Annotated in this window: 27 protein-coding genes and 1 pseudogene; 14 read left to right on the top strand and 14 right to left on the bottom strand. The window is 63.1% G+C overall.

Features of this window, described 5'->3' with window-relative positions:
- The first annotated feature begins 187 nt into the window (after window positions 1-187).
- Together rph and rdgB are read left to right on the top strand one after the other, a co-directional pair.
- Window positions 188-922: a ribonuclease PH gene (gene rph, locus IPK59_15390; protein ID MBK8160085.1), complete on the top strand. Its 735-nt coding sequence runs from the start codon at window positions 188-190 to the stop codon at window positions 920-922.
- Entirely contained in the window at window positions 922-1,533 is a 612-nt protein-coding gene (gene rdgB / locus IPK59_15385) for an RdgB/HAM1 family non-canonical purine NTP pyrophosphatase (protein MBK8160084.1), read from the top strand. The genes rph and rdgB overlap by 1 nt, the downstream gene beginning before the upstream one ends.
- Window position 1,534: 1 nt before the next feature.
- Here rdgB and hemN read toward each other — a convergent pair whose 3' ends face one another.
- Window positions 1,535-2,875 (bottom strand): oxygen-independent coproporphyrinogen III oxidase, encoded by a 1,341-nt coding sequence (hemN, locus tag IPK59_15380; protein MBK8160083.1) that lies wholly within the window; start codon window positions 2,873-2,875, stop codon window positions 1,535-1,537.
- An 83-nt stretch (window positions 2,876-2,958) separates the two neighbouring features.
- On the opposite strand from hemN, the gene IPK59_15375 reads away from it, so the two are divergent.
- Window positions 2,959-3,558 (top strand): urea carboxylase-associated family protein, encoded by a 600-nt coding sequence (locus IPK59_15375; GenBank protein ID MBK8160082.1) that lies wholly within the window; start codon window positions 2,959-2,961, stop codon window positions 3,556-3,558.
- Here IPK59_15375 and IPK59_15370 read toward each other — a convergent pair.
- A complete protein-coding gene (locus tag IPK59_15370) occupies window positions 3,555-3,923 on the bottom strand; it encodes a DUF1850 domain-containing protein (GenBank protein ID MBK8160081.1) in 369 nt (122 codons plus the stop codon). The two genes, IPK59_15375 and IPK59_15370, sit on opposite strands and share 4 nt — an antisense overlap.
- A 200-nt stretch (window positions 3,924-4,123) precedes the next feature.
- Here IPK59_15370 and IPK59_15365 point away from each other — a divergent pair, with 200 nt between their 5' ends.
- Both IPK59_15365 and IPK59_15360 read left to right on the top strand, forming a co-directional pair.
- Window positions 4,124-4,906, top strand: a complete 783-nt coding sequence (locus IPK59_15365) for a 3-hydroxybutyrate dehydrogenase (protein MBK8160080.1) — start codon at window positions 4,124-4,126, stop codon at window positions 4,904-4,906.
- 21 nt (window positions 4,907-4,927) lie between these two features.
- Complete coding sequence (locus IPK59_15360) at window positions 4,928-6,076, top strand: patatin-like phospholipase family protein (protein MBK8160079.1); 1,149 nt, start codon at window positions 4,928-4,930, stop codon at window positions 6,074-6,076.
- Between the two features lie 183 nt (window positions 6,077-6,259).
- Here IPK59_15360 and IPK59_15355 read toward each other — a convergent pair whose 3' ends face one another.
- The 3 genes from IPK59_15355 to groES all read right to left on the bottom strand — a co-directional run bounded on the left by IPK59_15355 (window position 6,260) and on the right by groES (window position 9,226).
- Complete coding sequence (locus IPK59_15355; protein MBK8160078.1) at window positions 6,260-6,853, bottom strand: tetratricopeptide repeat protein; 594 nt, start codon at window positions 6,851-6,853, stop codon at window positions 6,260-6,262.
- A gap of 351 nt (window positions 6,854-7,204) precedes the next feature.
- Complete coding sequence (gene groL, locus IPK59_15350) at window positions 7,205-8,848, bottom strand: chaperonin GroEL (protein ID MBK8160077.1); 1,644 nt, start codon at window positions 8,846-8,848, stop codon at window positions 7,205-7,207.
- Window positions 8,849-8,908: 60 nt separating this feature from the next.
- Window positions 8,909-9,226, bottom strand: a complete 318-nt coding sequence (groES, locus tag IPK59_15345) for a co-chaperone GroES (protein ID MBK8160076.1) — start codon at window positions 9,224-9,226, stop codon at window positions 8,909-8,911.
- A gap of 369 nt (window positions 9,227-9,595) precedes the next feature.
- Here groES and IPK59_15340 point away from each other — a divergent pair, with 369 nt between their 5' ends.
- From IPK59_15340 to IPK59_15325, 4 genes are all read left to right on the top strand, one after another.
- A complete protein-coding gene (locus tag IPK59_15340) occupies window positions 9,596-9,859 on the top strand; it encodes a Usg family protein (GenBank protein ID MBK8160075.1) in 264 nt (87 codons plus the stop codon).
- An 86-nt stretch (window positions 9,860-9,945) separates the two neighbouring features.
- Window positions 9,946-10,524 (top strand): DedA family protein, encoded by a 579-nt coding sequence (locus IPK59_15335; GenBank protein MBK8160074.1) that lies wholly within the window; start codon window positions 9,946-9,948, stop codon window positions 10,522-10,524.
- Window positions 10,525-10,580: 56 nt separating this feature from the next.
- A complete protein-coding gene (locus IPK59_15330; protein ID MBK8160073.1) occupies window positions 10,581-11,057 on the top strand; it encodes a disulfide bond formation protein B in 477 nt (158 codons plus the stop codon).
- Window positions 11,058-11,072: 15 nt separating this feature from the next.
- A complete protein-coding gene (locus tag IPK59_15325; protein MBK8160072.1) occupies window positions 11,073-11,678 on the top strand; it encodes a demethoxyubiquinone hydroxylase family protein in 606 nt (201 codons plus the stop codon).
- Between the two features lie 9 nt (window positions 11,679-11,687).
- On the opposite strand, the gene IPK59_15320 is transcribed toward IPK59_15325, so the two are convergent.
- Both IPK59_15320 and IPK59_15315 read right to left on the bottom strand, forming a co-directional pair.
- Window positions 11,688-12,149, bottom strand: a complete 462-nt coding sequence (locus tag IPK59_15320; protein MBK8160071.1) for a hypothetical protein — start codon at window positions 12,147-12,149, stop codon at window positions 11,688-11,690.
- 177 nt (window positions 12,150-12,326) lie between these two features.
- Window positions 12,327-13,514: an MFS transporter gene (locus tag IPK59_15315; protein ID MBK8160070.1), complete on the bottom strand. Its 1,188-nt coding sequence runs from the start codon at window positions 13,512-13,514 to the stop codon at window positions 12,327-12,329.
- Window positions 13,515-13,784: 270 nt separating this feature from the next.
- Between IPK59_15315 and IPK59_15310 the strand changes: the two genes are divergently transcribed.
- From IPK59_15310 to IPK59_15300, 3 genes are read left to right on the top strand one after another with little or no spacing between them, the layout of a single operon-like run.
- Window positions 13,785-14,228, top strand: a complete 444-nt coding sequence (locus IPK59_15310) for an Lrp/AsnC family transcriptional regulator (protein ID MBK8160069.1) — start codon at window positions 13,785-13,787, stop codon at window positions 14,226-14,228.
- Window positions 14,229-14,264: 36 nt separating this feature from the next.
- On the top strand, window positions 14,265-14,753 hold the full coding sequence (locus IPK59_15305; GenBank protein MBK8160068.1) for a cupin domain-containing protein: 489 nt from the start codon (window positions 14,265-14,267) through the stop codon (window positions 14,751-14,753).
- A gap of 17 nt (window positions 14,754-14,770) precedes the next feature.
- Window positions 14,771-15,712, top strand: coding sequence for a threonine/serine dehydratase (locus tag IPK59_15300; GenBank protein ID MBK8160067.1), 942 nt, complete (start codon window positions 14,771-14,773; stop codon window positions 15,710-15,712).
- Between the two features lie 186 nt (window positions 15,713-15,898).
- Here the strand turns inward: IPK59_15300 and IPK59_15295 are convergent, their stop codons facing one another.
- The 7 genes and pseudogenes from IPK59_15295 to trpS all read right to left on the bottom strand — a co-directional run bounded on the left by IPK59_15295 (window position 15,899) and on the right by trpS (window position 21,352).
- Window positions 15,899-16,591 (bottom strand): FecR domain-containing protein, encoded by a 693-nt coding sequence (locus IPK59_15295; GenBank protein MBK8160066.1) that lies wholly within the window; start codon window positions 16,589-16,591, stop codon window positions 15,899-15,901.
- A gap of 119 nt (window positions 16,592-16,710) precedes the next feature.
- Entirely contained in the window at window positions 16,711-17,217 is a 507-nt protein-coding gene (locus tag IPK59_15290; GenBank protein ID MBK8160065.1) for a universal stress protein, read from the bottom strand.
- 44 nt (window positions 17,218-17,261) lie between these two features.
- Complete coding sequence (locus IPK59_15285) at window positions 17,262-17,957, bottom strand: TIGR02186 family protein (GenBank protein ID MBK8160064.1); 696 nt, start codon at window positions 17,955-17,957, stop codon at window positions 17,262-17,264.
- Window positions 17,958-17,998: 41 nt separating this feature from the next.
- Window positions 17,999-18,925 (bottom strand): sulfite exporter TauE/SafE family protein, encoded by a 927-nt coding sequence (locus IPK59_15280; protein ID MBK8160063.1) that lies wholly within the window; start codon window positions 18,923-18,925, stop codon window positions 17,999-18,001.
- A gap of 245 nt (window positions 18,926-19,170) precedes the next feature.
- Window positions 19,171-19,662 (bottom strand): DUF2333 family protein, encoded by a 492-nt coding sequence (locus tag IPK59_15275; GenBank protein ID MBK8160062.1) that lies wholly within the window; start codon window positions 19,660-19,662, stop codon window positions 19,171-19,173.
- Window positions 19,663-19,711: 49 nt separating this feature from the next.
- Window positions 19,712-20,215: pseudogene (locus tag IPK59_15270) on the bottom strand (DUF2333 family protein).
- Between the two features lie 105 nt (window positions 20,216-20,320).
- A complete protein-coding gene (trpS, locus tag IPK59_15265; protein MBK8160061.1) occupies window positions 20,321-21,352 on the bottom strand; it encodes a tryptophan--tRNA ligase in 1,032 nt (343 codons plus the stop codon).
- Window positions 21,353-21,543: 191 nt separating this feature from the next.
- Between trpS and IPK59_15260 the strand changes: the two genes are divergently transcribed.
- Both IPK59_15260 and IPK59_15255 read left to right on the top strand, forming a co-directional pair.
- The gene (locus IPK59_15260; protein ID MBK8160060.1) at window positions 21,544-22,278 is read left to right on the top strand and encodes a Bax inhibitor-1/YccA family protein; all 735 of its coding nucleotides are present in this window, start codon (window positions 21,544-21,546) and stop codon (window positions 22,276-22,278) included.
- Window positions 22,169-23,617: an ABC transporter ATP-binding protein gene (locus IPK59_15255; GenBank protein ID MBK8160059.1), complete on the top strand. Its 1,449-nt coding sequence runs from the start codon at window positions 22,169-22,171 to the stop codon at window positions 23,615-23,617. The genes IPK59_15260 and IPK59_15255 overlap by 110 nt, the downstream gene beginning before the upstream one ends.
- Window positions 23,618-23,728: the final 111 nt, after the last annotated feature.

Here is a 23,728-nt window from a genome sequence, read left to right as displayed (position 1 = left end):
CTCAGGGCCACCTTCCCCGGCGGACGATCCTCCATCCCGCCCCCCGGTGAGGTCGAGCCGGCGCGGGGAAAAGGCCTGATTGCCACCACCCAGCCTGACGAGCGGCGGCGGAAATAGGCACATTGCAAGCCAGGGTGGTCGACGTGTAGGGTCCGGCCAAATTCATCCAAGGAAAGACAAAAATCCCATGCGTCCATCCGGTCGCGCCGCCAACCAGCTGCGCCAAGTCGAATTCCTCGTTGGTTTCAATCGCCATGCCGAAGGTTCGTGCCTGGTTAAATTCGGTGACACACACGTCATCTGCACGGCTTCGCTCGATGAGAAGGTGCCACCCTTCCTGAAGAATTCCGGCAAGGGCTGGGTGACCGCCGAATACGGTATGCTGCCGCGCGCGACCCATACCCGTGGCGACCGCGAAGCCGCCAAGGGCAAACAATCCGGCCGCACCCAGGAAATCCAGCGCCTGATCGGCCGGGCGCTGCGCGCCGTCACCGATCTGAAGGCCTTCGGCGAACGACAGATCAAGATCGATTGCGACGTCATCCAGGCAGATGGCGGCACACGCACCGCCGCCATCACGGGGTCCTATATCGCGCTCCATGAATGCTTCCGCCTGATGAAGGAAATGGGCGCCATCAAGGCAATCCCGCTCATCGACCAGGTGGCTGCCATTTCCTGTGGCCTTTACAACGGCAATGCGGTCCTCGATCTCGACTATCCGGAAGATTCCAACGCCGAGGCCGACGCCAATTTCGTCCTTACCAACAAGGGCGGCATGGTCGAAGTCCAGGCGACGGCGGAAAAGGAGGCCTTCAGCGATGTGCAATTCGCCGAATTGCTGGCCCTCGCCCGTCACGGCACGACACAGCTATTCGAGATGCAGCGCGCGGCCCTGGCCGCGGCCTTGGCGGCGAAGAAGTAATGGCGCGGCAATTCGCCCCGGGTGGCCAAGGCGGGAAGCTGGTCCTGGCCAGCCACAATCCCGGCAAGCTGCGCGAGATCGTCGAATTGCTGGCGCCTTACGGCATTGATGTGGTGTCAGCGGGCGCCCTGGGCCTGCCCGAGCCCGAGGAGACGGAGGCCACGTTCATTGGCAATGCGCGGCTGAAGGCGGTGGCTGCGGCCAAAGCCAGTGGGCTGCCGGCGCTGGCCGATGATTCCGGCCTCGAGGTCATGGCGCTGGGCCGCGATCCAGGCATCTATTCGGCGCGCTGGGCGGGTCCGACGAAGGATTTCGCCATGGCCATGGCGCGTGTCCTGGATCTCCTCAAGGGGAGCGACGATCGCCGGGCGCGCTTCGTCTCCGCCCTGGCCCTGGCCTGGCCGGACGGTCATTGCGACGAGTTCGAGGGGGATGTCTGGGGCGACATCGTGGAGGCGCCTTTGGGATCCAAGGGTTTCGGCTACGACCCCATTTTCCGGCCTGACGGCTACGCCATCACGTTCGGTGAAATGGATCCGGCGCACAAGCACGAGATGAGCCACCGCGCCGTGGCCTTCCGCCAGTTCGTGGCGGCCTGCTTCAAGGCCTGATCTAGACCGCCCGGCTGTGACGCGTGTTGTCGGGTGCTAGATAGGCGTCGAAGGCCGCGGCAACCACCCGCTGGAAGGGCAGGCCGCGTTCCGTCACGGTGACATGCCGGCCGACCAGGTGAATGAGCCCGTCCTCGATCAGGGGCGAAAGCTGGGCCATGATCATGGCCGGCTCGAAGTCGAAGGCGCCGAGATCAACAGTGCCATAGCACATCAACTGCTCGATGATCGCGCGGCGCCGTCTGTCCTCGGCCGTCAGGGCGACGCCTTTCACAATGGGCAGCCGCCCCTCGCCGACCGAACGCGCCCAGGGCGTATTGTCCGGGGCGTTCTGAAGATAGCCCTGCGGCAGGGCCGAGATGGCGGATGGGCCAAAGCCGATGAGGGCGTCGGCACGGTCGATGGTGTAACCCTGGAAGTTGCGCTTCAGCGTGCGGCTGTCGCGCGCCAGCACCAGCGCATCTCCCGCTTTGGCGAAATGATCGAGGCCGATGCGGCTGTAATCCAGTGCCGCCAGCGCCTGGGCTGCTGCTTCGAACTGGCGGAAGCGGGCATAGGCGTCGGGGAGCGACGCCTCATCGATAAGGCGCTGGTGCGGCTTCATCCATGGCACATGGGCATAGCCGAAGAGTGCTATCCGCTCGGGCGCCAGGTCGGCCGCCTGGCCTACCGTGTGCCGGAGGCCCGAGACGCTCTGGAAAGGCAGGCCATAGATGAGATCGAGATTGAGCGAGCGGATGCCATTGGCGCGCAGCTTCGCGACGCAATCCTTCACCAGATCGAAAGGCTGCACGCGGTTCACCGCCGCCTGCACGACGGGGTCGAAATCCTGCACGCCCAATGAGGCACGGTTGACGCCGACGCGGCGCATGGCAGCCAGGAACTCGTCGCTCACCGTGCGCGGGTCAAGTTCGATGGCGAGGTCGAGATCGGGCTCCAGCGCGAAGTGATGCGCGAGTGCGGCCATGATGCGCTCAAACTCGTCCGCGTCCAGGCTGTTGGGCGTTCCGCCGCCGAAATGGATGGAGCTGACGATGCGCCGATGGCCGCTGGCCCTCAGCATGTCGCCGATATGGGCGATTTCAGCAAGCAGCGTATCGGCAAAATCGGCGATCGGCTTGTGGCGGGCGACGATCTGGGTGTTGCACCCGCAATACCAGCACATCTGCTGGCAGAAGGGGATATGAAGATAGAGCGAGAGCGGCGCCTCGGTCGGCAGGGCCTGCAGCCACTCGGTCGCCGTTCCGGGCGTGATGCCGGCATGGAAATGGGGCGCCGTCGGGTAGGACGTGTAGCGCGGCACCGGACGGTCGTAGATCGCGATGAGATGATCGGTAATCATGGGTCGCAGGTTATGGATTGACCGGGGCCGCCACCTTGATTCAAATCAACCCCGGACAGGCTTGGCAGGGGGAACAGGACCAGATGGGTGCGACAAAATTGACCATTCCGGCGCGCAAGGGCCTGGCCGTGCGCATCGAGGCGGGCCGGACCTTCACGGTCGTCAACACCCATGGCACCCAGGTGGTCGACACCTGGGCCTTCAATGGGGCCGATATGGCCGAGTTCATGTCGATGGAGCACAGCCGGGCCGGCTTCCGGCGCCTGTGCAGCCGGGTCGGCGATGCCTATCTCACCAACAAGCGGCGGCCGATCCTGACCGTGACCGACGACACCTCGCCGGGGCGCCACGACACCTTGATCGCAGCCTGCGATGTTTACCGCTACCAGGCCCTGGGCCATGTCGGCCATCACGACAATTGCACCGAGAACCTGCGCGATGCACTGGCCATGCTCGGCCTCGCACCCCCGGAAACGCCGGCGCCGCTCAACCTCTTCATGAACATTCCCTGGGAACCCAACGGCGATCTCTTCTGGAACGAGCCGATGAGCCTGCCCGGCGATGGCATCACCTTCCGCGCCGAGATGGATCTGGTGGCCGTCTTCTCCGCCTGTCCGATGGATCTGCTGCCGATCAATGGCAAGGATGGCGTGATCCGCGACGCCCATGTGGCGGTGAGCTAGGGGCAGGGCACCAGGATCGCCGTGGCGCCATTCGCGGTCGCTGATTCCGGGATCGGTGTGCAGCTACCCTGTTCGCAGATCTGCCAGTTGCCGGGCTTGGCGCCAGGACGCGCCAGCAACAGGCGGTCTTCGATGAAGGCCAGTGCCGGGTGATAGCGCCAGACATCTCCCTCCCGGACGGCGCCGTCCGGCGGTGGGATGCCCTCGCCATGCACGCGGGTTTCCACGAGCTGGAATCCGCTGAGGCCGACATTCCAGTCTTCCTCCCAGCGCGACGTGTCGGTCGGTTGCGACCAGGCCAGGGTGAAGGCACTGCCGGCCAACAGCAACTGCTTGGCACCGGCGAGAAGCAGGCAGGCGTTCATCGAAAAGTCCCTCAATTCAGCCAGGAATGACCGGCGACAAAGACTGGCACGATGATGCTCCGTGCGCAAAACGGGGATTTTGGCCGGGAAGTCTGTTTCCGATGGGCAAGTCTCGGCAATCCGGTCAAAATGCCGCAATGCACCATCTGCCATGATCGTTGTTAGATAACGGCAACCCATTTCCACGAGAAGGATAAATCATGCAACTCCACGGCAAAGTGGCCCTCATCACCGGGGCGGCCAGCGGCATCGGCAAAGAGATCGCCCTGACCTATGCGGCGGCGGGTGCCGCCATCGCCATCGCCGATCTCAACCAGGCCGGCGCCGATCAGGCCGCGGCCGAGATCGTGGCCAAAGGCGGCAAGGCCATCGGCATTGCCATGGACGTGACGAACGAGGCAGCGGTCGATCAGGGCACCGACCTTGCCGTCCAGAAGCTGGGCGGGCTCGACATCATGATCTCCAATGCCGGGATCCAGATCGTCAAACCCATCGTCGAGTTCGCCTTCGCCGATTGGAAGAAGATGCTGGCCATTCACATGGACGGCGCCTTCCTCACCACGCGCGCTGCCATGCGGCGCATGTACAAGGACAAGCGCGGCGGTTCGATCATCTATATGGGCTCGGTGCATTCCCACGAGGCCTCGAAGCTGAAGGCGCCCTATGTCGCAGCCAAGCATGGTCTCCTCGGCCTCGCCCGCGTCGCCGCCAAGGAAGGTGCCGAGTACAATGTCCGCGTCAACGTGATCTGCCCGGGCTTCGTGCGCACGCCGCTCGTCGACAAGCAGATTCCCGAACAGGCCAAGGCGTTCGGCATCACCGAGGAGCAGGTGATCAAGACCATCATGCTGAAGGATACCGTCGACGGCATCTTCACGACGGTCGAAGACGTGGCACAGACGGCGCTGTTCCTGGCGAGCTTCCCGTCGGCAGCGCTCACCGGCCAGTCGATCACGGTCAGCCATGGCTGGCATATGCAGTAGTTGGACGGGGCGGGGAGCGACATGCCGAAGATCGAGCTACCGGCCTATGAGACCGTCGCCCTGGTGTTGCAGGGCGGCGGGGCGCTCGGCAGCTATCAGGCCGGCGTCTATGAAGGGCTCCATGAGGCCGGCATCCAGCCCAACTGGTTCGCCGGCATTTCCATCGGTGCGCTCAATGCGGCGATCCTCGGCGGCAATGCGCCGGAGAAGCGCCTCGAAAAGCTCCACGAGTTCTGGGAGACAATCTGCCAATCGGCTTTGTTTCCCGCCTTCACCCTCGGCGCCGAGGTTGCGAGCTATCTCGGCGATGGCGACATGCGCACCCTGGCCGGCGCCTGGTCGTCGATGCGGGCCATGATCGAGGGCCAGCGCGGTTTCTTCACCCCGCGCCTGCCGCCGCCTTTCCTCAACACCTTCGGTGGGCCGGAGGCGAGCAGCTTCTATGATACCGCGCCGTTGAAGGCGACCCTGGAACGGCTCTGTGATTTCGACCGCATCAATGCTCGCGAGACGCGCGTCTCGGTGGGCGCCGTCGATGTCGAGACCGGCAATTTTGAATATTTCGACAATGCCAACAGGAAGCTGCAGGCCGAGCATTTCATGGCGTCCGGCGCCTTGCCGCCGGGCTTCCCGGCGGTGGAGATCGAGGGCAAGCATTACTGGGATGGCGGCCTCGTTTCCAACACGCCGTTGATGGAAGTGCTCTCCTGCCCACCGCGGCGCGACACGCTCACTTTCCAGGTCGATCTGTGGTCGGCCAAAGGCCAGCTACCGCAGAACCTGCTCGATGTCGACGAACGCCGCAAGGACATCACCTATTCCAGCCGGACGCGCCTCGTCACCGATGTCGCCGGACAGATGCAGCGCCTGCGCCGCGCGCTGAAGAAGGCTATCGACAAGATTCCGGCCGAATTCCAGAACGATGCCGATGTCGCCGCGTTACGCGAGCTTTCCTGTTCAAAAGTCTACAACACCATCCAGCTCATCTACCGCGACAAGCAGTTCGAGACCCACAGCAAGGATTATGAGTTCAGCCTCCTCAACATGCGTGAACACTGGCGCCAGGGCCTCGACGACATCCGCGAGACGCTGAAGCACCCGGAATTCCTGGCCCGGCCGTCCGGCGCTACCGGCGTGGTCACGCATGATGTGCATCGGGTGGAGGGGTAGGGGCTCCTCGTCGCTTGATAAACCCCCTCACCCCAACCCCTCTCCCGCGAGGGGAGAGGGGCTAGTGCCACGCACTCCATCTGAGATCGCTGTTTAGTACCGAGTATTGCCGGCAGGTCTCCTTCCCTCTCCCCTCGCGGGAGAGGGTCAGGGTGAGGGGGTGTCAACGACAGTACCGCTCTATCACGATATCGCCGCCTGCACCTCACCCGCGCGACGGACCCAGTGTTCCTCTTCTTCCGTCATGTTGAAGAGCTTGCCGTGCTGCACGACCTGGGCGAGTTCAGCGCGGGCGCGGTCCTGGGCGCCCTGCTTCCACAGCATCTCGGCAAAGAAATAGCGCGCTTCCAGGCGGCGCGCTTCCAGACTGTCTTTGCGCTGCAGCAGCGCGTCCAGCTCGGCGATGGCGGTCGCGAGGTCGCCCGCCGCGGCAACGGCCCGCGCGCCGAGGATGGTACGCTCCTGCGAGTAGGAGTTGGGATGCGCCTCCGCCAGTTCGCGCAGCACCTGTCGCGCCTTGGCATGGTTGCCGTTCTCGAAGAGCGCGCGGGAAAGTCCGATGAGAATGTCGGCCGCGTTGACGAAATAGCCCTCGCGCGCACTTTCATAGAGGCGCACGGCATCGCCATAACGTTCCCGCGCCATGCATTCTTCGGCCAGCGCTATCTTGTCGTTGATCGAGCCCGCGTCGATGACGTCTTCGACGCGGCGCGATTTGACCTCCCGCTCCCACTCCGCCTGCGCCCGCTGCCAGCGCGCCTGATCCATGCGCAGCACCTGGGGCGAGCCCTGCAGCGTGGGGTAAACCTCGACAAAGAAATAGGCGAGGCTTCCGACCAGCGGAAAGAGGAGGATGAGGCTGATCCATCAGCAGGTCTTGCCATGACGGATAGCATGGACCGCCATGAAGATCTGCAGACCGACAACGGCAAGAGCGAGAATAGGCATCGCGAAGATCCGGCTGTTCTAATCTTATTGGCTGAATAGAACATAACAAATACAACCCGTCAAGATAGGTCATTTCGTTGTGGGTCTCGCGGTCGCCCCTAGGCATCGACCCAAACAAAAACCCCGCGGCATCGCTGCCGCGGGGTTCTCTGTAGCAATCAGCGTGGGGCTTGGCTGGACTTAGAAGTCCATGCCGCCCATGCCGCCCATGTCAGGAGCGCCACCCATCGGGGCGGGCTTCTTTTCCGGGCGATCGGCGATCATCGCTTCGGTGGTGATCAGCAGGCCGGCGACCGAGGCCGCATCCTGCAGGGCGCAACGCACGACCTTCGCGGGGTCGATGACGCCGGCCTTCACCAGGTCCTGGAATTCCGCCGTCTGGGCGTTGTAACCCCAGTTGGTGTTCTTCCCTTCGAGCAACTTGCCGGCAATGACGGCACCGTCGACGCCGGCATTCTCGGCGATCTGACGGACCGGCGCCTGCAGCGCGCGGCGGATGATTTCGACACCGACCTTCTGTTCGTCGTTGTCGACCTTGATCTTCTCAAGGGCGCGGATCGCATAGAGGAGGGCCACGCCGCCACCGGCGACGATGCCTTCTTCGACGGCCGCACGGGTCGCGTGCATGGCGTCGTCAACGCGGTCCTTGCGTTCCTTGACTTCGACTTCGGTCGCACCGCCGACGCGGATGACGGCAACGCCGCCAGCCAGCTTGGCGAGACGCTCAGCCAGCTTTTCCTTGTCGTATTCGGACGAGGTCTCATCGATCTGGGCGCGGATCTGGGCGCAACGGCCTTCGATCTCTTTCTTCTTGCCGGCGCCGTCGACGATGGTGGTGTTTTCCTTCTCGATCACGACCTTCTTGGCCTTGCCGAGCATGTCGATGGTGACGGTCTCGAGCTTAATGCCGAGATCTTCGCTGATGACCTGGCCACCGGTGAGGATGGCGATGTCTTCGAGCATCGCCTTGCGGCGGTCACCGAAGCCCGGGGCCTTGACGGCCGCGGCCTTCAAGCCGCCGCGCAGCTTGTTGACGACCAGGGTCGCCAGCGCTTCGCCTTCGACGTCTTCCGCGATGATGAGCAGCGGACGACCCGACTGCACCACCGCTTCGAGGATCGGCAGCATCGCCTGCAGGTTCGAGAGCTTCTTCTCGTGCAGGAGGATGTACGGATTGTCGAGATCGGTGATCATCTTCTCGGCGTTGGTGATGAAGTACGGCGAGAGATAGCCGCGGTCGAACTGCATGCCTTCGACGACTTCGAGCTCGGTGTCGAGGCCCTTGGCTTCTTCGACGGTGATGACGCCTTCGTTGCCAACCTTCTGCATCGCCTTGGCGATCATGGCACCGATGTCTTTTTCACCGTTGGCCGAGATGGTGCCGACCTGGGCGATTTCTTCCGAGGTCGAGACCTTCTTGGCGCGCTTCTTGATGTCTTCGACGACAGCTTCGACCGCGAAGTCGATGCCGCGCTTCAGATCCATCGGGTTGATGCCGGCGGCAACGGCCTTGGCACCCTCGCGCACGATGGCCTGGGCCAGCACGGTCGCGGTGGTGGTGCCGTCGCCGGCGAGGTCGTTGGTCTTCGAGGCCACTTCGCGCACCATCTGGGCGCCCATGTTCTCGAACTTGTCGGCCAACTCGATTTCCTTGGCGACCGTCACACCGTCCTTGGTGATACGGGGCGCGCCGAAGGCCTTGTCGATGACGACGTTGCGGCCCTTCGGGCCCAAGGTCACCTTCACGGCATTGGCGAGGATGTCGACACCGCGCAGCATGCGCTCACGGGCGTCAGCTGAAAAACGTACGTCTTTAGCAGCCATGTTATTTAAACTCCTGAATTGATATGGGTCGAAGCGGCGCCATCAAGCGAGCAAGCTCGCTCAGGCAACCTTCTTCTTGGAAGCGGTGGTGCCCTCGATGATGCCGAGGATGTCCGATTCCTTCATGATGAGGAGGTCCTCACCGTCGACCTTCACTTCCGTGCCCGACCACTTGCCGAACAGGATGCGGTCGCCCGCCTTGACGTCGAGCGGCGTCAACTTGCCGTCTTCGTTCTTCACGCCAGCGCCAGCGGCGATGACTTCGCCCTCTTGCGGCTTTTCCTTGGCGGTGTCGGGGATGATGATCCCGCCGGCAGTCTTTTCAATGCCCTCGATACGACGCACGAGTACGCGGTCGTGGAGCGGACGGAACTTCATGGTGATCCTCCGTAAATGTCTGAAAAATAGTGTTTTCCCTGCGCGCCTGCCCAGTTCCCAGCGCCGCTTGACTGACGGCTGCTAGCACTCTGGGTCGACGAGTGCCAGACAGGTAGGGCGTTCCAGTGCAAAGGTCAAGTCCGCCGGACGCATGGCCGCAGGGGTCGGAGCGTTATTTTCGGGCGGCGGAGCCTGTGTATCACCCTGGCAGCAATCTGATCTATCGAGTGCTAAATATCTGTAATCACAAAGATTTTTATACTTTCTTAGCAACCGACTCGGCATCATGTGGGTAATATTTCCGTCGGCAAAAGGTCAGCAAAGGTTCACAGGGTCCCGTCTCAGCAGCTGAGGAGGTTCTTTATGGAGATGAGTGCGTTCGGCCTGCAACTTCGCGACTATCGGCTGGTCACCGCCGAAATCCTCTACCATCTGCCCGATCACCCCGGCCTGCTGCAGAGTTATGTCTGGCAGGATTACGATCTCGCCCCCAAGCTCCCGATCCTGCGCAAATTCCTGGATTTCTGGAGCCACAACCTCGACGGCAAGCTGCATTCCGTAAAGGTGGCGAAGGCGGACATCATCACGCCCGGCAAATGGCGCCATGCCGAAACGCTGCTCAGCCTGCATTAAAGCCGTGGCCGGCGCATAGCCGGCATTGTGCGGCCGCGAACGACCTGTTACGAGGGTCACCTTCTTAAGCTGGATCGGTGCCTTACGTGCTGCGTCGCCTCTATGACTGGATCATGCGTCTGGCCGAAAGCCCGCGCGCGCTTTGGGCGCTGGCCGCGGTCTCCTTCGCCGAAAGCTCGTTCTTTCCCATCCCGCCCGATCCGATGCTCATCCCGATGGTGCTGGCGAACCGGCGCCGCGCCTGGGCATTTGCCAGCGTGGCGACCATTGCCTCGGTGCTCGGCGGTATAGCCGGCTATTTCATCGGCTATTCGCTGGAAAGCCTCGGCCAATCCATCCTGGCCTTCTACGGCCACCGCGATGCCATGGCCGAGTTCCAGGCCATGTTCGCCGAATGGGGCCTGTGGATCATCCTCATCAAGGGCCTGACCCCGATCCCCTACAAATTCGTCACCATCGCTTCCGGCATGGCGGAATTCGACCTCAATATCTTCATCATGGCCTCGATCGCCACACGCGGTGGGCGCTTCTTCATCATCGCCACCCTGCTCTATTTCTTCGGCGAGCCGGTGCGGGCCTTCATCGAAAAACGGCTGACCCTGGTCACCACCCTGTTCGTCGTGCTGTTGGTGGGTGGCTTCGTCGCCCTTAAATACATCTTCTGAAGAATCATCCTGGCGCGAAAGGATTGATCGTGTCCCGTCAAGGCCACCAAAGCTTCATTGATCCGCACCATGTTCCGTGGCTGACGGCCGGCTCCAGCCTCGCCGCCCTGTGCGTGGCCTGGCTGTCGCAATATGGATTCGGCCTGGCGCCCTGCCATCTTTGCCTGTTGCAGCGAGATGCCTATTGGGCGGCGATCGCCCTCTCCGTCGTGGCGATCGTGCTGGGGCGTCGCTCTCCCTGGCGGCGCTGGGTCATTGCCCTCATCGGCGTCGCCTTTCTCACCGGTGCCGGCATTGCGCTTCATCATGTCGGGGTCGAACAGGGCTGGTGGGAAGGTGCCGCGAGCTGCGTCGGCGGCATATCCGGTCTCTCCGGCGCAGACCTCGAGGCTGCCATCATGAACGCGCCCGTCACGCGCTGCGACGAAGTCGCCTTTGAATTGTTCGGCATTTCCATGGCAGGCTACAATGGACTGCTATCATTGGCGCTGGCGGCCTTCGCCTTCTGGGGCTTTGCCCGCACCGCGCGTTGAGGAGAACTGGCTTCCATGTCGATCCCGGTTGAACAGGCGGATGCTGGAACTGCGCCGACGTCACCGACTGCGGTACAGCCTTCCGGCCGCCGGCTGCCCGGCGACCTCAGCCCCGCGGCACTGCTCGACCGCATCATCCGCGTCGACCATGCCGGCGAATATGGCGCGAAGCGGATCTATGAGGGGCAATTGGCCGTCCTGGGGAAAAAACCCGAAGGCCATGTCATCCGGCACATGCTGGAGCAGGAATTGGTCCATCTGCAGGCCTTCGAGAAGCTGATGGTCGAGCGCCGCGCGCGGCCCTCGGTCCTGTTCCCGGTCTGGCATGTCGCGGGCTTTGCACTTGGCGCGGCGACCGCCCTGATGGGGCCGAAGGCCGCCATGGCCTGCACGGTCGCCGTGGAAGAAGTCATCGACGAACATTACCGGCAGCAGACCGCTGAACTCGGCGCCACCGAGCCGGCGATCCGCGAGAAGATCGAGACCTTCCGCGCCGAGGAAGTGCAGCACCGCGACACGGGCCTTGCCCACGGCGCGGAGCAGGCGCCGGCCTATCCGGTGCTCAGCAGCGCCATCAAGGCCGGCTCTCGCCTTGCCATCTGGCTCGCCGAACGGATCTGAGGTCCAGCGCTATCTGATGAGGTCCGCATCGGCTTCGGACCCCATGGCCTGAGCTACCAGGGTTTCCAGCCGCTGGGCGAGCTTGTCGCCGAGCGTCCCGCCATCGCCGCGAATTTCCTGACTGAGCACCAGGCGCATGGCGTCGAGATGAGCGGCCACCAGGTCGAGATCGGCATTCGGGAAAGGCCGTTTGACGCGCGTGAGACGGCAGAGCGAGTCGCCGAGGCGTGTCATCAAGGGAAAGCCGAAGGATGAGCCTTGCCCCTTGATGTTGTGGGCGATGGCATAGAGCGCCTGGACCGCGATGATGCGATCGTCGACGGCGCCGTTCGGCAGGTCCGGGGCGGTATTCGCTTCCCGGGCCGAGGCCAGGAAAGCGACACATCTGTCGACATCCGCCAAAGCCCAGCCCACATAGCTCTTGGCGAGATCGGCGACAGCCGCCTCGGCGCGGGCCAGACGCCGCGCCATCTCGCTTTCTTTGCTTTCCTCGTCCATCCGGTCTTGCATTCCGCGGCCGGCTGCCCGGCCCCTTCAGTGAAGAATCAACGGGTTATACTAACCTCTTCGCCCTGATTAGCCTAGGGGATGGTTTTGCCGCGGGGGCTTGCCGGCAAATTTCCTGGGCGATGCAGCCAGCTCTCGCAACTACATGCGGCGCGGCAAATATTTGGCGAACGCCCCCACCACCAGCATCAGGATGCCATAGGCGATGTAGACGGCGCGCTGGTCGAAGAACAGCAGGAGGGCCGTGAAGACGGCGAAGGGGAGGAGATTGCCGATATCGATATAGGTGCGGAACACCGACATCATCTGTGGCCGTTCGAGCGGCCGGACGGCGCGCAGGAACGGAATGTTGCCGAGCGAATCCAGCATCACCACGAAGAACGCCGCGATCAGCAGCAGGATGGCAACCAGCAGCGGTGAGTGGAAGACGAAGGGGATGGCAAGCGTAGTGAGGCCGGCGCCGAAAAACGCCACCATGATCGGCAGACGGATGCCATAGCGCCGCCCCAACCAGCCGAACAGCGGCGAGAGGACGAGCAGGATATTGGCGGCGCCGGTCAACGCCCCCGACCAATCGCGGTCGACGCCGCGCGCATCGAAATAAAGCGCCGGATAGACGAAGAACAAGGACCACCAGCCGGAGCGGCCGAAGGCGATGGCCCAGGCAAGGCGCAGGCGCGGCTGCTCGACGAAGCGGCCGATGCTCTGGATCGGGTTGGGCGGCGGCTTGGTGGCGGCGGCGACCGCCGGATTTTCGGTGAGGCGCAGATAGCCGAACAAGGCCATCGCCAGGAGTGCCGTGCCCATGCCGGCCGCGGCCACCGACCACACGCCGTAGGATTCATAGAGCCGGATTCCGATCCATGGCCCCAGCCCCCAGGGCAAGGTGCCGAGCAGCAGTTTCAGGGGCTCGTAGCGCACCAGATCATTGCGCGGGATGAAGTCGAGGACATAGAGCGTCAGCGCAATGATGCACGCCGTGCTGGAGAGGGTGCGCAGCACCTGGCCGATGAACTGGCCCAGCGGATCGTCGAAGGCCAGCGCGACCACGGCAAGGCCGCCCACGAGAAGACCCATGGAATAGACCCAGCGGCGGCGATAGCGGTGGATGAGGATCGGCACGCCGAAACCGGCAATGAGGCCGAAGATGGTGACGCCGAAATAGAGCGCGCTGACCTTGGCGTCCGATCCGAAAATCTCCAGCGCCTGCAGCGGCATGACGGTGAGCACCAATGCCCGCGTGATCGATTCCAGCATATAGAGAATGGCAAACACCATCGCGCCGGGCTTGTGACCGGTAAGCGGCAGGGAGGGTGACTCAATGGCCATCGGGAGGGATTTTCGGAATGCGGCGATGAACGGTGGGGCGCCGATCTTCAATAACATGGGCCGCGACGAGCGTCGTGAGCGGAACCGGCATGGCTCTGTCACAAATCGGCATAGCCCCGTCGCAAAGGAGCATCTCGGCAAGATGGCATGGATGGGCAACGGGGCGGAAATTGTGCAGTTGCGTACAGCAGGTTCGCCATCCAAAGCTCCTTGCGTTCTGGCGGCAAAAAGGCGACAAGAAATAAACTTACCGGCACTTCGACGGACCAGATGGCGAAACGCAGCCTAGACGATATCGATCGCAAGCTTCTCACGCTGTTGCGCGGCAACGCGCGCACACCGACCGCGGCCCTGGGACGCCAGCTTTCCTTATCACGCAGCGCCGTGCAGGAGCGCCTGAAGCGGCTGGAACGGGACGGCATCATCGCCGGCTATACCCTGGTCGTCGGCAAGGATGGCGAGGCACCTGGCGTCGGTGCCCATGTCCTCCTCTCGGTCGATCCCAAGGCCCATGACCAGGCGATCGGCGCCTTGAAGAAGCTGCCCGAAGTGCAATCAGCTTACACTGTCTCCGGCTCCTTCGATGCCATTGCCATCGTCAGCGCCAGCAATGCCGCCCATCTCGACGAGATCCTGACGCGGATCGGGCATCTGCCCGGTGTCCAGCGCACGACTTCCTCGATCCTGCTATCCACCGTGGTGGAGCGCCGCTAGGATCGTCACCGGTTCAGTTTCCACCGGCAGATCATCATGTCCCAGAATCCGATATCGTCGGCCCGCCCCGTCACCGCGGCCGAGGTGCCGAAGCGCATCAGTTCCAGCTATCCTGAGCCGCTGGTCCAGCGGGTCGCCGGTCGCGAAAAGCAGGGCCTGGGCGACCTGTTCGGACTGACCCAGTTCGGGGTCAACCTCGTCACCCTGCAGCCGGGATCGGAATCGGCCCTGCGCCACTGGCACACCCAGGAAGACGAGTTCGTCTTCATGCTGTCAGGCGAACTGACGCTGATCACGGATGCCGGCGCCACCACGCTTCGGGCCGGGCAGTGCGTCGGTTTCAAGGGTGGCGTGCGCGACGCCCATCATCTGGTCAATCGCGGCGCGGCACCCGGCAGCTTTCTTGTGGTCGGCAGCCGCATCGCCGGCGATAACGGTTTCTATCCCGACGATGATCTGCTCTGGGTCGAATGTCCGGACGAGGTCCTGCCCGCGCACAAGGACGGCCGCTTCTATCCACGCTGACTTTCAGGACACGGATCATGATCACTGCCGACGATATCGAGGCCGCGGCACGGCGCCTCCATGGCCATGTCCGCCGCACGCCGATCTTGCCATTGGAGCTTGGGGCGCTCGGCACCCATGCGCATCTCACCTTAAAGCTGGAACTGCTGCAGCATAGCGGATCGTTCAAGGCACGCGGCGCCTTCAACTCGCTCCTCTCGATGCCGGTACCCGCTGCCGGCCTCATTGCAGCATCGGGCGGCAATCACGGCGCCGCGGTGGCATTTGCCGCGCAGAGCCTGGGCCACAAAGCCGAGATCTTCGTGCCGGCCCTGGCGAGTGCTGCCAAGATCGCCCGCATCGACTCCTTCGGCGCCCACGTCACCGTCGTTCCCGGCGCCTATGCCGATGCGCTGGCCGCCGCCGAGCGGCGCAAGGCCGAGACCGGGGCGCTGGCCATTCATGCCTATGACGCGCCGGCCACCGTTGCCGGTCAAGGCACACTCGGGCGCGAGCTCGACGCGACATGCACCATGCTCGACACGGTGCTGGTGGCCGTCGGTGGCGGCGGGCTTATCGGCGGACTTGCTGCCTGGTTCCAGAACCGCGTGCGGGTGGTCGGTGTCGAGCCGGTCAATTGTCCGACGCTGCAGCGTGCCTTTGCCGCCAAGCAGCCGGTCGATGTCGAGGTCGGCGGCATCGCCGCGGATTCACTTGGCGCGCGGCGGATCGGCACCCTGCCATTCGCCATTGCCAAGGATTTCGTCGAAGGCGTGGTGCTGGTGGAGGACGATGCCATCCGCGCCGCGCAGCATGTGCTGTGGCGCGATCTGCGCATCGCCAGCGAGCCCGGTGGCGCCACCGCCTTGGCGGCGCTGCTGTCAGGCGCCTACAAGCCGGCTCTGGGTGAAAAGGTCGCCGTCATTTTGTGTGGTGGCAATGTCGACCCGGCGAGCTTGAACGCGGTCACCACCGAGTAGCGGCCCCACCCCCTCACCCCAACCCCTCTCCCGCCCGCCGACGAATGTCGGCCTTTGCCGACAGGGGGAGAGGGGGCTTCGTCACGCCTCTCAGATCAGACCAACTTTCTTGATTGGGTCTTGCCGGCAGGTCTCATTCCCTCTCCCCTCGCGGGAGAGGGTTAGTGTGAGGGGGCTTTGCCGCACCTACTCCAGCGCCAGGCCAGCTTTCAAGGCCGCGAGCTTCTTCGCATCCGACGTCTTCGGACCCGCCGTCGGCCCCAGGGAAATCTTGCCGATAGTTGTGGTTTGGCCGGCAGAGAGCAGCATCGCCTTGTCCTGGTCGATGCTGGGCAGGCTGCGGAAACCCAAGGCGGATGCCGCGACGTCGACCTTGCCTTCCAGCACATAGACCGAGGTTTCTGCCTTCTTCGCTTCGACGATCCATTCGGTTGCCCGCGTCGCCGCCACCGCATTGCTGGTGCGGATGACGAAGCTGGAGCCAGTCGCCGCCTTGGCCGTGATGGCTTCAAGCAGGCCCGAGGTGAGATCGAAGGCAGCTTCGCGCGAGAGGGTTTCCTCGGCAAAGTCGAATTGCGCGACGGTCACCTTGGTGAGTTCGCCGAGATTGAGTTGCGACCCGTCCTTGAGCGCCAGACGCAGGCGGCTATCGGCAAGGGTGGTCACCACGTCGCCCGCAGCGATGTCCTCGCCGCCCTGCAGGATGGTCTGCTGGCCGTCGCGCAACAGCGAGGCCGTGCCCTTCACCTTGGTGACCGAGCCAACCGCAACGATCGCAGCCCGGGCGTCACGCCCCAACCACAGGGCCGAGGCGGGCATGGCGAAGCCCAGGCCCAGCAGGAGACGCAGGAAATGCTGTCGGGTAAGCTGCGCTGACATGATGCCTTCACTCACAGTAGGTCTCGGCGGGTTTTCCGCCCGATCGCAGTCCTGGATATTGGGCCGGGATCAGCCCCGCCGCAATGACCGACATCACACAATTGATGGGGCGGCGACCCTCAGGCGATGTTCTCGATATCGGCGTCGGTCAGATTGCCCGGAACGATGGTGATCGGAATGCGCAACTTGGCAATCGACTTGCCGGTAAGGGCCGAGATCAGGGGCCCGGGTCCCTTTGGCCCGGTGGATGCGCCCAGGACCAGGATCGAAATGCTCGGCTCCTCATCAATGAGCTTCATCACCTCTTCCTGCCGGTCGCCCTCGCGGAAAAAGAGGATCGGGAAATTGCCGGAGAGCTTCTGCACCTCGCCCGCCATTTTCTGCATGATGGCTTCAGCCTGTTGGCGGGCTTCGTCGCGGATGAGATTGCTGACGCCCACCCATTCCTGATAGTCGCCCGGTTCCATCACATAGGCCATCGCGATGCGCCCGCCGGTCTTTGCGGCACGACGACAGGCGTAGCGCAGCGCCACTTTCAGTTCAGGCGAATCGTCGATGATGACCAGGAAGACGCGGCCGGTGGTCGGCGGCTTGTCACCTGGCTTCAGATCGGCAGCATCGCTCATCCCAGTCGCTCCATTTCCTGCCTAAACTCCCCGCACCAGAGGCCCTAGCGGCGGCGGAAGGCCAGATGCGCCATCCAGCCGGCAAACAAGGCCACCAGCACGGCAATCACACCATAGGTGGCGCTGTGACGGTGCGCAAAGTCGTAAATATCGGCGCCGAAACCGATCTTGCTGATGACCAGCGGCGTCGTTTGCGCACCAACAATTTTCTGATCACGAACCAGATAGACTTCTGCCAGATAGGTACCCGTCGGCACGGTCGACGGAACCCGTAGATTGACCCGAAACAGCCTGTCACCGATGAACAGGATGCGCGCGGGCTGGTCCGAGAACAGGCCGCTCTTCTGCTTGGCGCGGATCAGCGCGTCGGAGAAGGTTCCAAGATCGCTATCATCGGGCGAAACGGGCACCATGCGGACATTCTCAATTCCCATCTGATAGAAGGCGCGTTGATCAACCGGCAGCAAGACATCAAGCGGCTTCGAACTGGCCAGCATGTAGACTGCGGGCACATTCTGGAACCCAAGTCCCTTGCGGTTGATCCAGATGCCGCCGACCCGCTCCTTGCGCAGCACTTCGACATCGGCCACCGGACCCTTGACCACGACGATGACATCTCCCGGCCCATCGGTCGTGCCAAACAACAGGACATCCGCGCCCGCAAATCCGGTCGTGATGGCGATGAGGTGGTCATCGAGATCGGCAATGAGTGGCGCTTGCGCCAAGGCCGGGCGCGCCATGGCCAGCGCGACCAGGAAGACGAACAGGGTGAGCCTGATGGTCAATGCCCGCCCCCGGCAATGACGATCGAGTACAGTTCCGATGGCCGCGCAACCAGTTCATAGAGCAGGCCGCCAGCGGTCACCAGGATGACGATCGCCATCAGGAAGCGCAGTTGCTCGGCGGGCAGCTTGCCACCGAGCCGGCCGCCGATCTGTGCCCCCACCACGCCACCGATGGTCAGAATCAGCGCCAGGAGGACATCGACGGTCTGATTGGTATTGGCCTGCCAGAACGTCACCCAGGCCTGGACGAAGATGATCTGAAAGAGCGACGTGCCGATCACCACGCCCGTTGCCATGCCGAGCAGATAGATCATGGCCGGGACAAGCAGGAAGGCGCCGCCGACACCCATGATGGCCGACATGATGCCGACGATGAAGCCGATGCCGCCGGGCAGGAGGGCCGAGATATAGAGACGCGACTTCCGGAAGCGCATCTTGAAGGGAAGGCCTTGTGCCCAGTTATGCTGGTGCAGTTTGGCCGGCGCCATGGAGCGGCGGGAACGGCGCAAGGCGCGGATCGATTCCACGGCCATCATGATGCCGATACCGGACAATGTGATGACATAGGCGATGGCGATCACGAGGTCGATCTGGCCGAGGCTGCGCAGCAAGGTGAACAGGCCAACGCCGACGCTGGCACCCAGCATGCCGCCGGCCAGCATGACACTGCCCATTTTGATGTCGACATTGCCGCGCGACCAATGGGCGAGCACACCGGAAACGGAGGACGCCACCACCTGGTTGGATTGTGTCGCCACGGCGACGGCCGGGGGGACGCCGACAAAGATCAGCAGGGGTGTCAGCAGGAAGCCGCCACCGACACCGAACAGGCCGGAGAGGATTCCGACCCCGGCACCCAGGCCCAGCAGCAAAAAGACATTGAGCGCCACTTCCGCGATCGGCAGATAGATCTGGAGCCCCAGAAACCAGTCGAGGATGGCTGTCGCCCAGGTCACCGGCACTTCCCCCACAGGACGGGAGCGCGACCGAAACGCTGATCTGACTACGCCGCCGCCGATCTGGCCCCGGCCGCATCTTCGGCCATCGCTTCACAACCGCGACTCGGGCGCCGCGGTGCCATTGTGAGCAATCTAAATCACAGCGATTCCAAGGGGAAGCGACACATTGCGCAGATCATGCAGAAACCGCTGTTGGCCCTACCGATTTCTCACTTCTGCAAGATATCGGTAATCTCCTCGAGCTGGGCCCTGGCGCGGAGCAGATAGAAGCCTTGCTCGGCGAGGTGGTTGGGCTGGGCCAGCGAGGCCGTCTCGCCGTTGATGACCACCCAGGGCTGCAGGACAGCACCTTCGAGCATGGACTCGACCATGCGATCCCAGATGTTGAGGGCGCCCTTTTCCACCAGCACCGGCTTGAAATCCTGCCCCAACGCCTTCAGCAGCAGGCCATAGGCATAAAGCTGGCCCTTGTTGAAGTAGAAGGTGTCGTCGGCGCCGAGATCGAACCAGGCGCCGGATTCCATGTCGATTTCCTCGTCGATCTTGTTGGAAGCAGCCCCCAGATCCTTGCCGATCCGGTCCAGGGTCGAGAGCAGATTGTCGGCCCGGCGCTCGAACACCGCATCGCCGCGCGTCATGCGGCCGTTGAAATCGATGAGCGCCTTCATGGCATCGAGATAATAGCTCTCCGAGGGCTTCATCGGCGCCCAGGAGCGGCTGAGATCGATGTACCAGCAGGTCCGGCGGGTTGTTGAGGTAGCCGGCAGCAGCCTCCAGCGCCTTGTCGGCACTGCTGGTGCCGCGGGCGCGGCCGATCTGGTCCCGGAGCTCCGTCACCACGCGCTGCAGCGCCTGAATCTCGCCGGATTGGAAATTCGGCATGTTGTCGAGAATGCTGCTCGGGAAGAACCAGGGCGCATTCGCAGGCCAGCTCGTGCCGTTGACCTCGCGGTCTATCAGCGCCGCGGCCAAGGCGACGGTCTGGCTGGCTTCCGGCGGGATCGTGGGTGCTGCAAAGTCGATGTCGTCATCGATGCGATGCGCAATGATGGCACCGACGGGGTAGTAAAGCAGCATGACCGCCAGCAGGATGCCGCCAGCCCAGCGCGCGGCGGTGACCAGGCGATGGCGGCCAACGGCCGATTCCAGGTCCGCCACCGCGTCCCGGGATCCCCAGGACGGCATTTTCACGGATGGCAGGAATCGGCGCCATCCCGCCTTCGGCTGCGGCTCTAGCTCAAAATCGTCGCTCATGAATCGGCTAATCCCTGGTCTGGCAATCGCTGGATATCAGTCGGTGCAGGAGGACATAGGCAATCGCCTTAGTCAAAACAATGACACAGGGTCTCGCCTGATCCCCTACGCCGGCAGGAAGCCGACCGCCCGCTCGATCTCCAGAAGGATCGGCTCCGAAATGGCCCGCGCCTTGGCGGCGCCGCGGGACAGGACGGCGTCGATTTCGGCCGGGTGGTCGAGGAGACGCTTCATCTCAGCCCCGATCGGCCCCAGAACGGACACGGCCAGGTCGGTCAAGTCGCGCTTGAAGGCGGAGAATTCCTTGCCCTCGTACTTGCCGATCACCATCCCGATTTCCTGGTCGGAAAGAGCGGCGAAGATCGCCATCAGGTTATAGGCTTCGGGACGCAGCGCTTCCGCCTCAGCCTTCACAAAACCCTTGTCGTCCAGCACGTCGAGCCCGGGCAGCGGCGCCGGATCGGTCTTCGCCTTGCGGAACTTGAGGGCGATCGTGTCGGCATCGTCGGTCATGTTGATGCGGCTGTAATCGGATGGATCCGATTTCGACATCTTCTTGGTACCGTCGCGCAGGGACATGACACGGGCCGCGGGACCACCGATCACCGGCGCCGGCGGCACCAGGCACTCGATCCCGAAATCCGTGTTGAACTTCTGGGCGATGTCGCGTGCCAGTTCCAGATGCTGCTTCTGGTCCTCGCCCACCGGCACATGGGTGGCGCGGTAGCCGAGGATATCGGCGGCCATCAGCACAGGATAGGTGTAGAGGCCGACCGAGGCGTTCTCGCGGTCCTTGCCGGCCTTTTCCTTGAACTGGGTCATGCGGTTAAGCCAGCCTACGCGGGCTACGCAATTGAGAATCCAGGCTAATTGGGCATGAACGCGGTTCTGGCTCTGGGCGAAGATGATGGAATGGGAGACATCGATGCCGGACGCCATGAAGGCGGCGGTCACTTCGCGGGTATTTTTGGTGAGTTCGGCCGGGTCCTGGAACACGGTAATGGCATGCATGTCGACCACGCAGAAGATGCACTCATATTCCTTCTGCATGCGCACCCAATTGCGCACGGCGCCCAGATAATTCCCCAGATGCAGCGTATGGGTCGGCTGGACACCCGAAAAGATGCGGCCCTTCATGATCCTTAATTCCCCTGCACTTCGCTTATCCGACAGTTGCGGGCCGGTTTATGGCGGCTAAAAGCCCGTTCGGCAATGGCTTTCGCCCCAAGAAATGGCGGCCGGACCTATTGAATTCCGCCCAGTCTGGCCTAAATTCACGCCTATCCGCGACGATGCGCGGTTGGGATATAGAACGGGGAGAGAACAATATGGTCAACGGACCGGATCGTGGTTTAGGCAGCCGTACCATCCAGGGCGGTTACGCGCGGAGCCAAACAGCCGAGATTGATGCCGGCCTGCGCGCGCATATGCAGAAGGTCTACGCCTATATGGGCGGCGGCCTCCTTCTGACCGGCGTGATTTCCTACTTCATTGGCAGCAATGAAGCATTGATGGCGTCGATCTGGAATTCGCCGCTGCGCTGGGTGGCGATCTTTGCCCCGCTGGGCATTTCGCTCATGTTCGGCTTCCGGATCCATGCGATGCGCGCCGTGACCGCCCAGGCGCTGTTCTGGGCTTACGCGGCCTTGATGGGCATCAGCCTGTCGATCATCTTCGCGGTCTATACCGACGTTTCCATCGTGAAGACCTTCTTCGTGACGGCGGCGACCTTCATGGCGGTCAGCCTTTACGGCTACACCACCAAGAAGGACCTCTCCGGCATGGGGACCTTCCTGTTCATGGGCGTGATCGGCCTCTTCATTGCCATGATCGTCAATATCTTCCTGCAGTCGTCGGCCCTGGAATTCGCAATCTCGGCCATTGGCGTGCTGGTCTTCACCGGCCTTGCCGCCTATGACACGCAGAAGATCAAGGAATTCTACTGGGAAGCCGATGGCCACGAAGTGGCGACCAAGAAATCGATCCTGGGCGCCTTCGCCCTCTACACCGATTTCATCAACCTCTTCCTGTTCATGCTGCGCTTCCTCGGCAACCGCGAGTAGGCATCAGCCCCCACAATCGGCAGAACGGCGGCACTCCTGGTGCCGCCGTTTTTGTTTGTCCGCAACCAAGAATGAAAAATACATCGGTCCTTTTCATTGGGGGTCAAACGCAGTAAGAGTCGTTTTGGCGGCTTGCGACGACGTCGGGGGATGGACCCGCAAGCGATGGCCGAGGCGACTATTGGGGCGATCATTGGGGAGTGCGGCATTCGTGGCGTCATCTGAGTCCCGATCTGCTTACGACGTCGAGTTCCGCTCGGTCGTCAAACATTTCGCCGATGTCCGCGCCGTCGACGATGTGAGCTTTGCGCTGCGGCAAGGCTCGTTCCATTCCTTCCTGGGGCCATCGGGTTGCGGCAAGACCACCTCGCTCCGCCTCATCGCCGGATTCGAGCAACCCGATAGCGGCAGCGTCGAGATTGCCGGGCAGTCGGTTGTTGGCGTCCCCGCCTATCGCCGCCCGGTCAACATGGTATTCCAGCATTACGCCCTGTTCCCGCATATGGATGTGGCGGCCAATGTCGGCTACGGCCTGCGCCAGCGGAAACCCCGCGCCGAGGCGGCCGAGATCGACAAACGCGTGGCCGAGGCCCTCGAACTGGTGCGCCTGCCGCACCTCGGCAAGCGCCGGACCTGGGAACTCTCCGGCGGTCAGCAGCAGCGCGTGGCGCTGGCCCGGGCCCTCATCAACCGGCCGACCGTCCTGCTGCTCGATGAGCCATTGGCAGCACTTGATCGGAAGCTGCGACGCGAAATGCAGATCGAGTTGCAGAACCTGCAGCGCGAAGTCGGCATCACCTTCGTCCTCGTTACGCATGACCAGGAAGAAGCCCTCTCCATGTCAGACACGATCGGCATCATGAAGGATGGCAAGGTCGTGCAGTTCGGCACGCCGGAAGAACTCTATGACGCGCCGGTCAATCGCTACGTCGCCGATTTCGTGGGCGAGTCCAACTTCTTCAGCGGTGCCGTTTCCGCCAGCGATGAGTCAGGCGCCACCATCACGACGGCAAGCGGCCTCACGCTGCGGGCACCCTTCAGTCGCCTGGGCGGCAAGCTGCAGCCGGGCAGTCGCGGCGCCATTGCCGTGCGCCCCGAAGTCATCGGCCTGTGGCAGCCGGGAGCTGTTCCCGGCGGCCTCGATATCACACGGCCGGCGCGACTCTTGAACCGCATCTATCTTGGCGATCACAGCGAGTTCCAGGTCGAGGCCGAAGGTCTTGGCGCCGTGCTCGTCCGCCTGCCGAAACATTCGACCGAGGGCCAGGCTCTCGAGCCGGGTGACCAGGTGATCATGGGCTGGAAGCGCGACCGTGCGCTGGCGCTCAGCGAAACCTGACAGAATTCAAGAAGGATGCGCTGCCGGCGGCGGCGGACGCATCCGACACGACCACAAGAACGCCGCCGATCGAAACGGGTTTTGAGGCTTTCACGTCTTTCCTCAGGAGAA

The organism is Rhodospirillaceae bacterium (genome assembly GCA_016712715.1).
In the GTDB taxonomy this organism is placed as follows: domain Bacteria; phylum Pseudomonadota; class Alphaproteobacteria; order Dongiales; family Dongiaceae; genus Dongia.
Note: the sequence above shows the minus strand (reverse complement) of the source record. Positions and strands in the feature narration are given on the sequence as shown.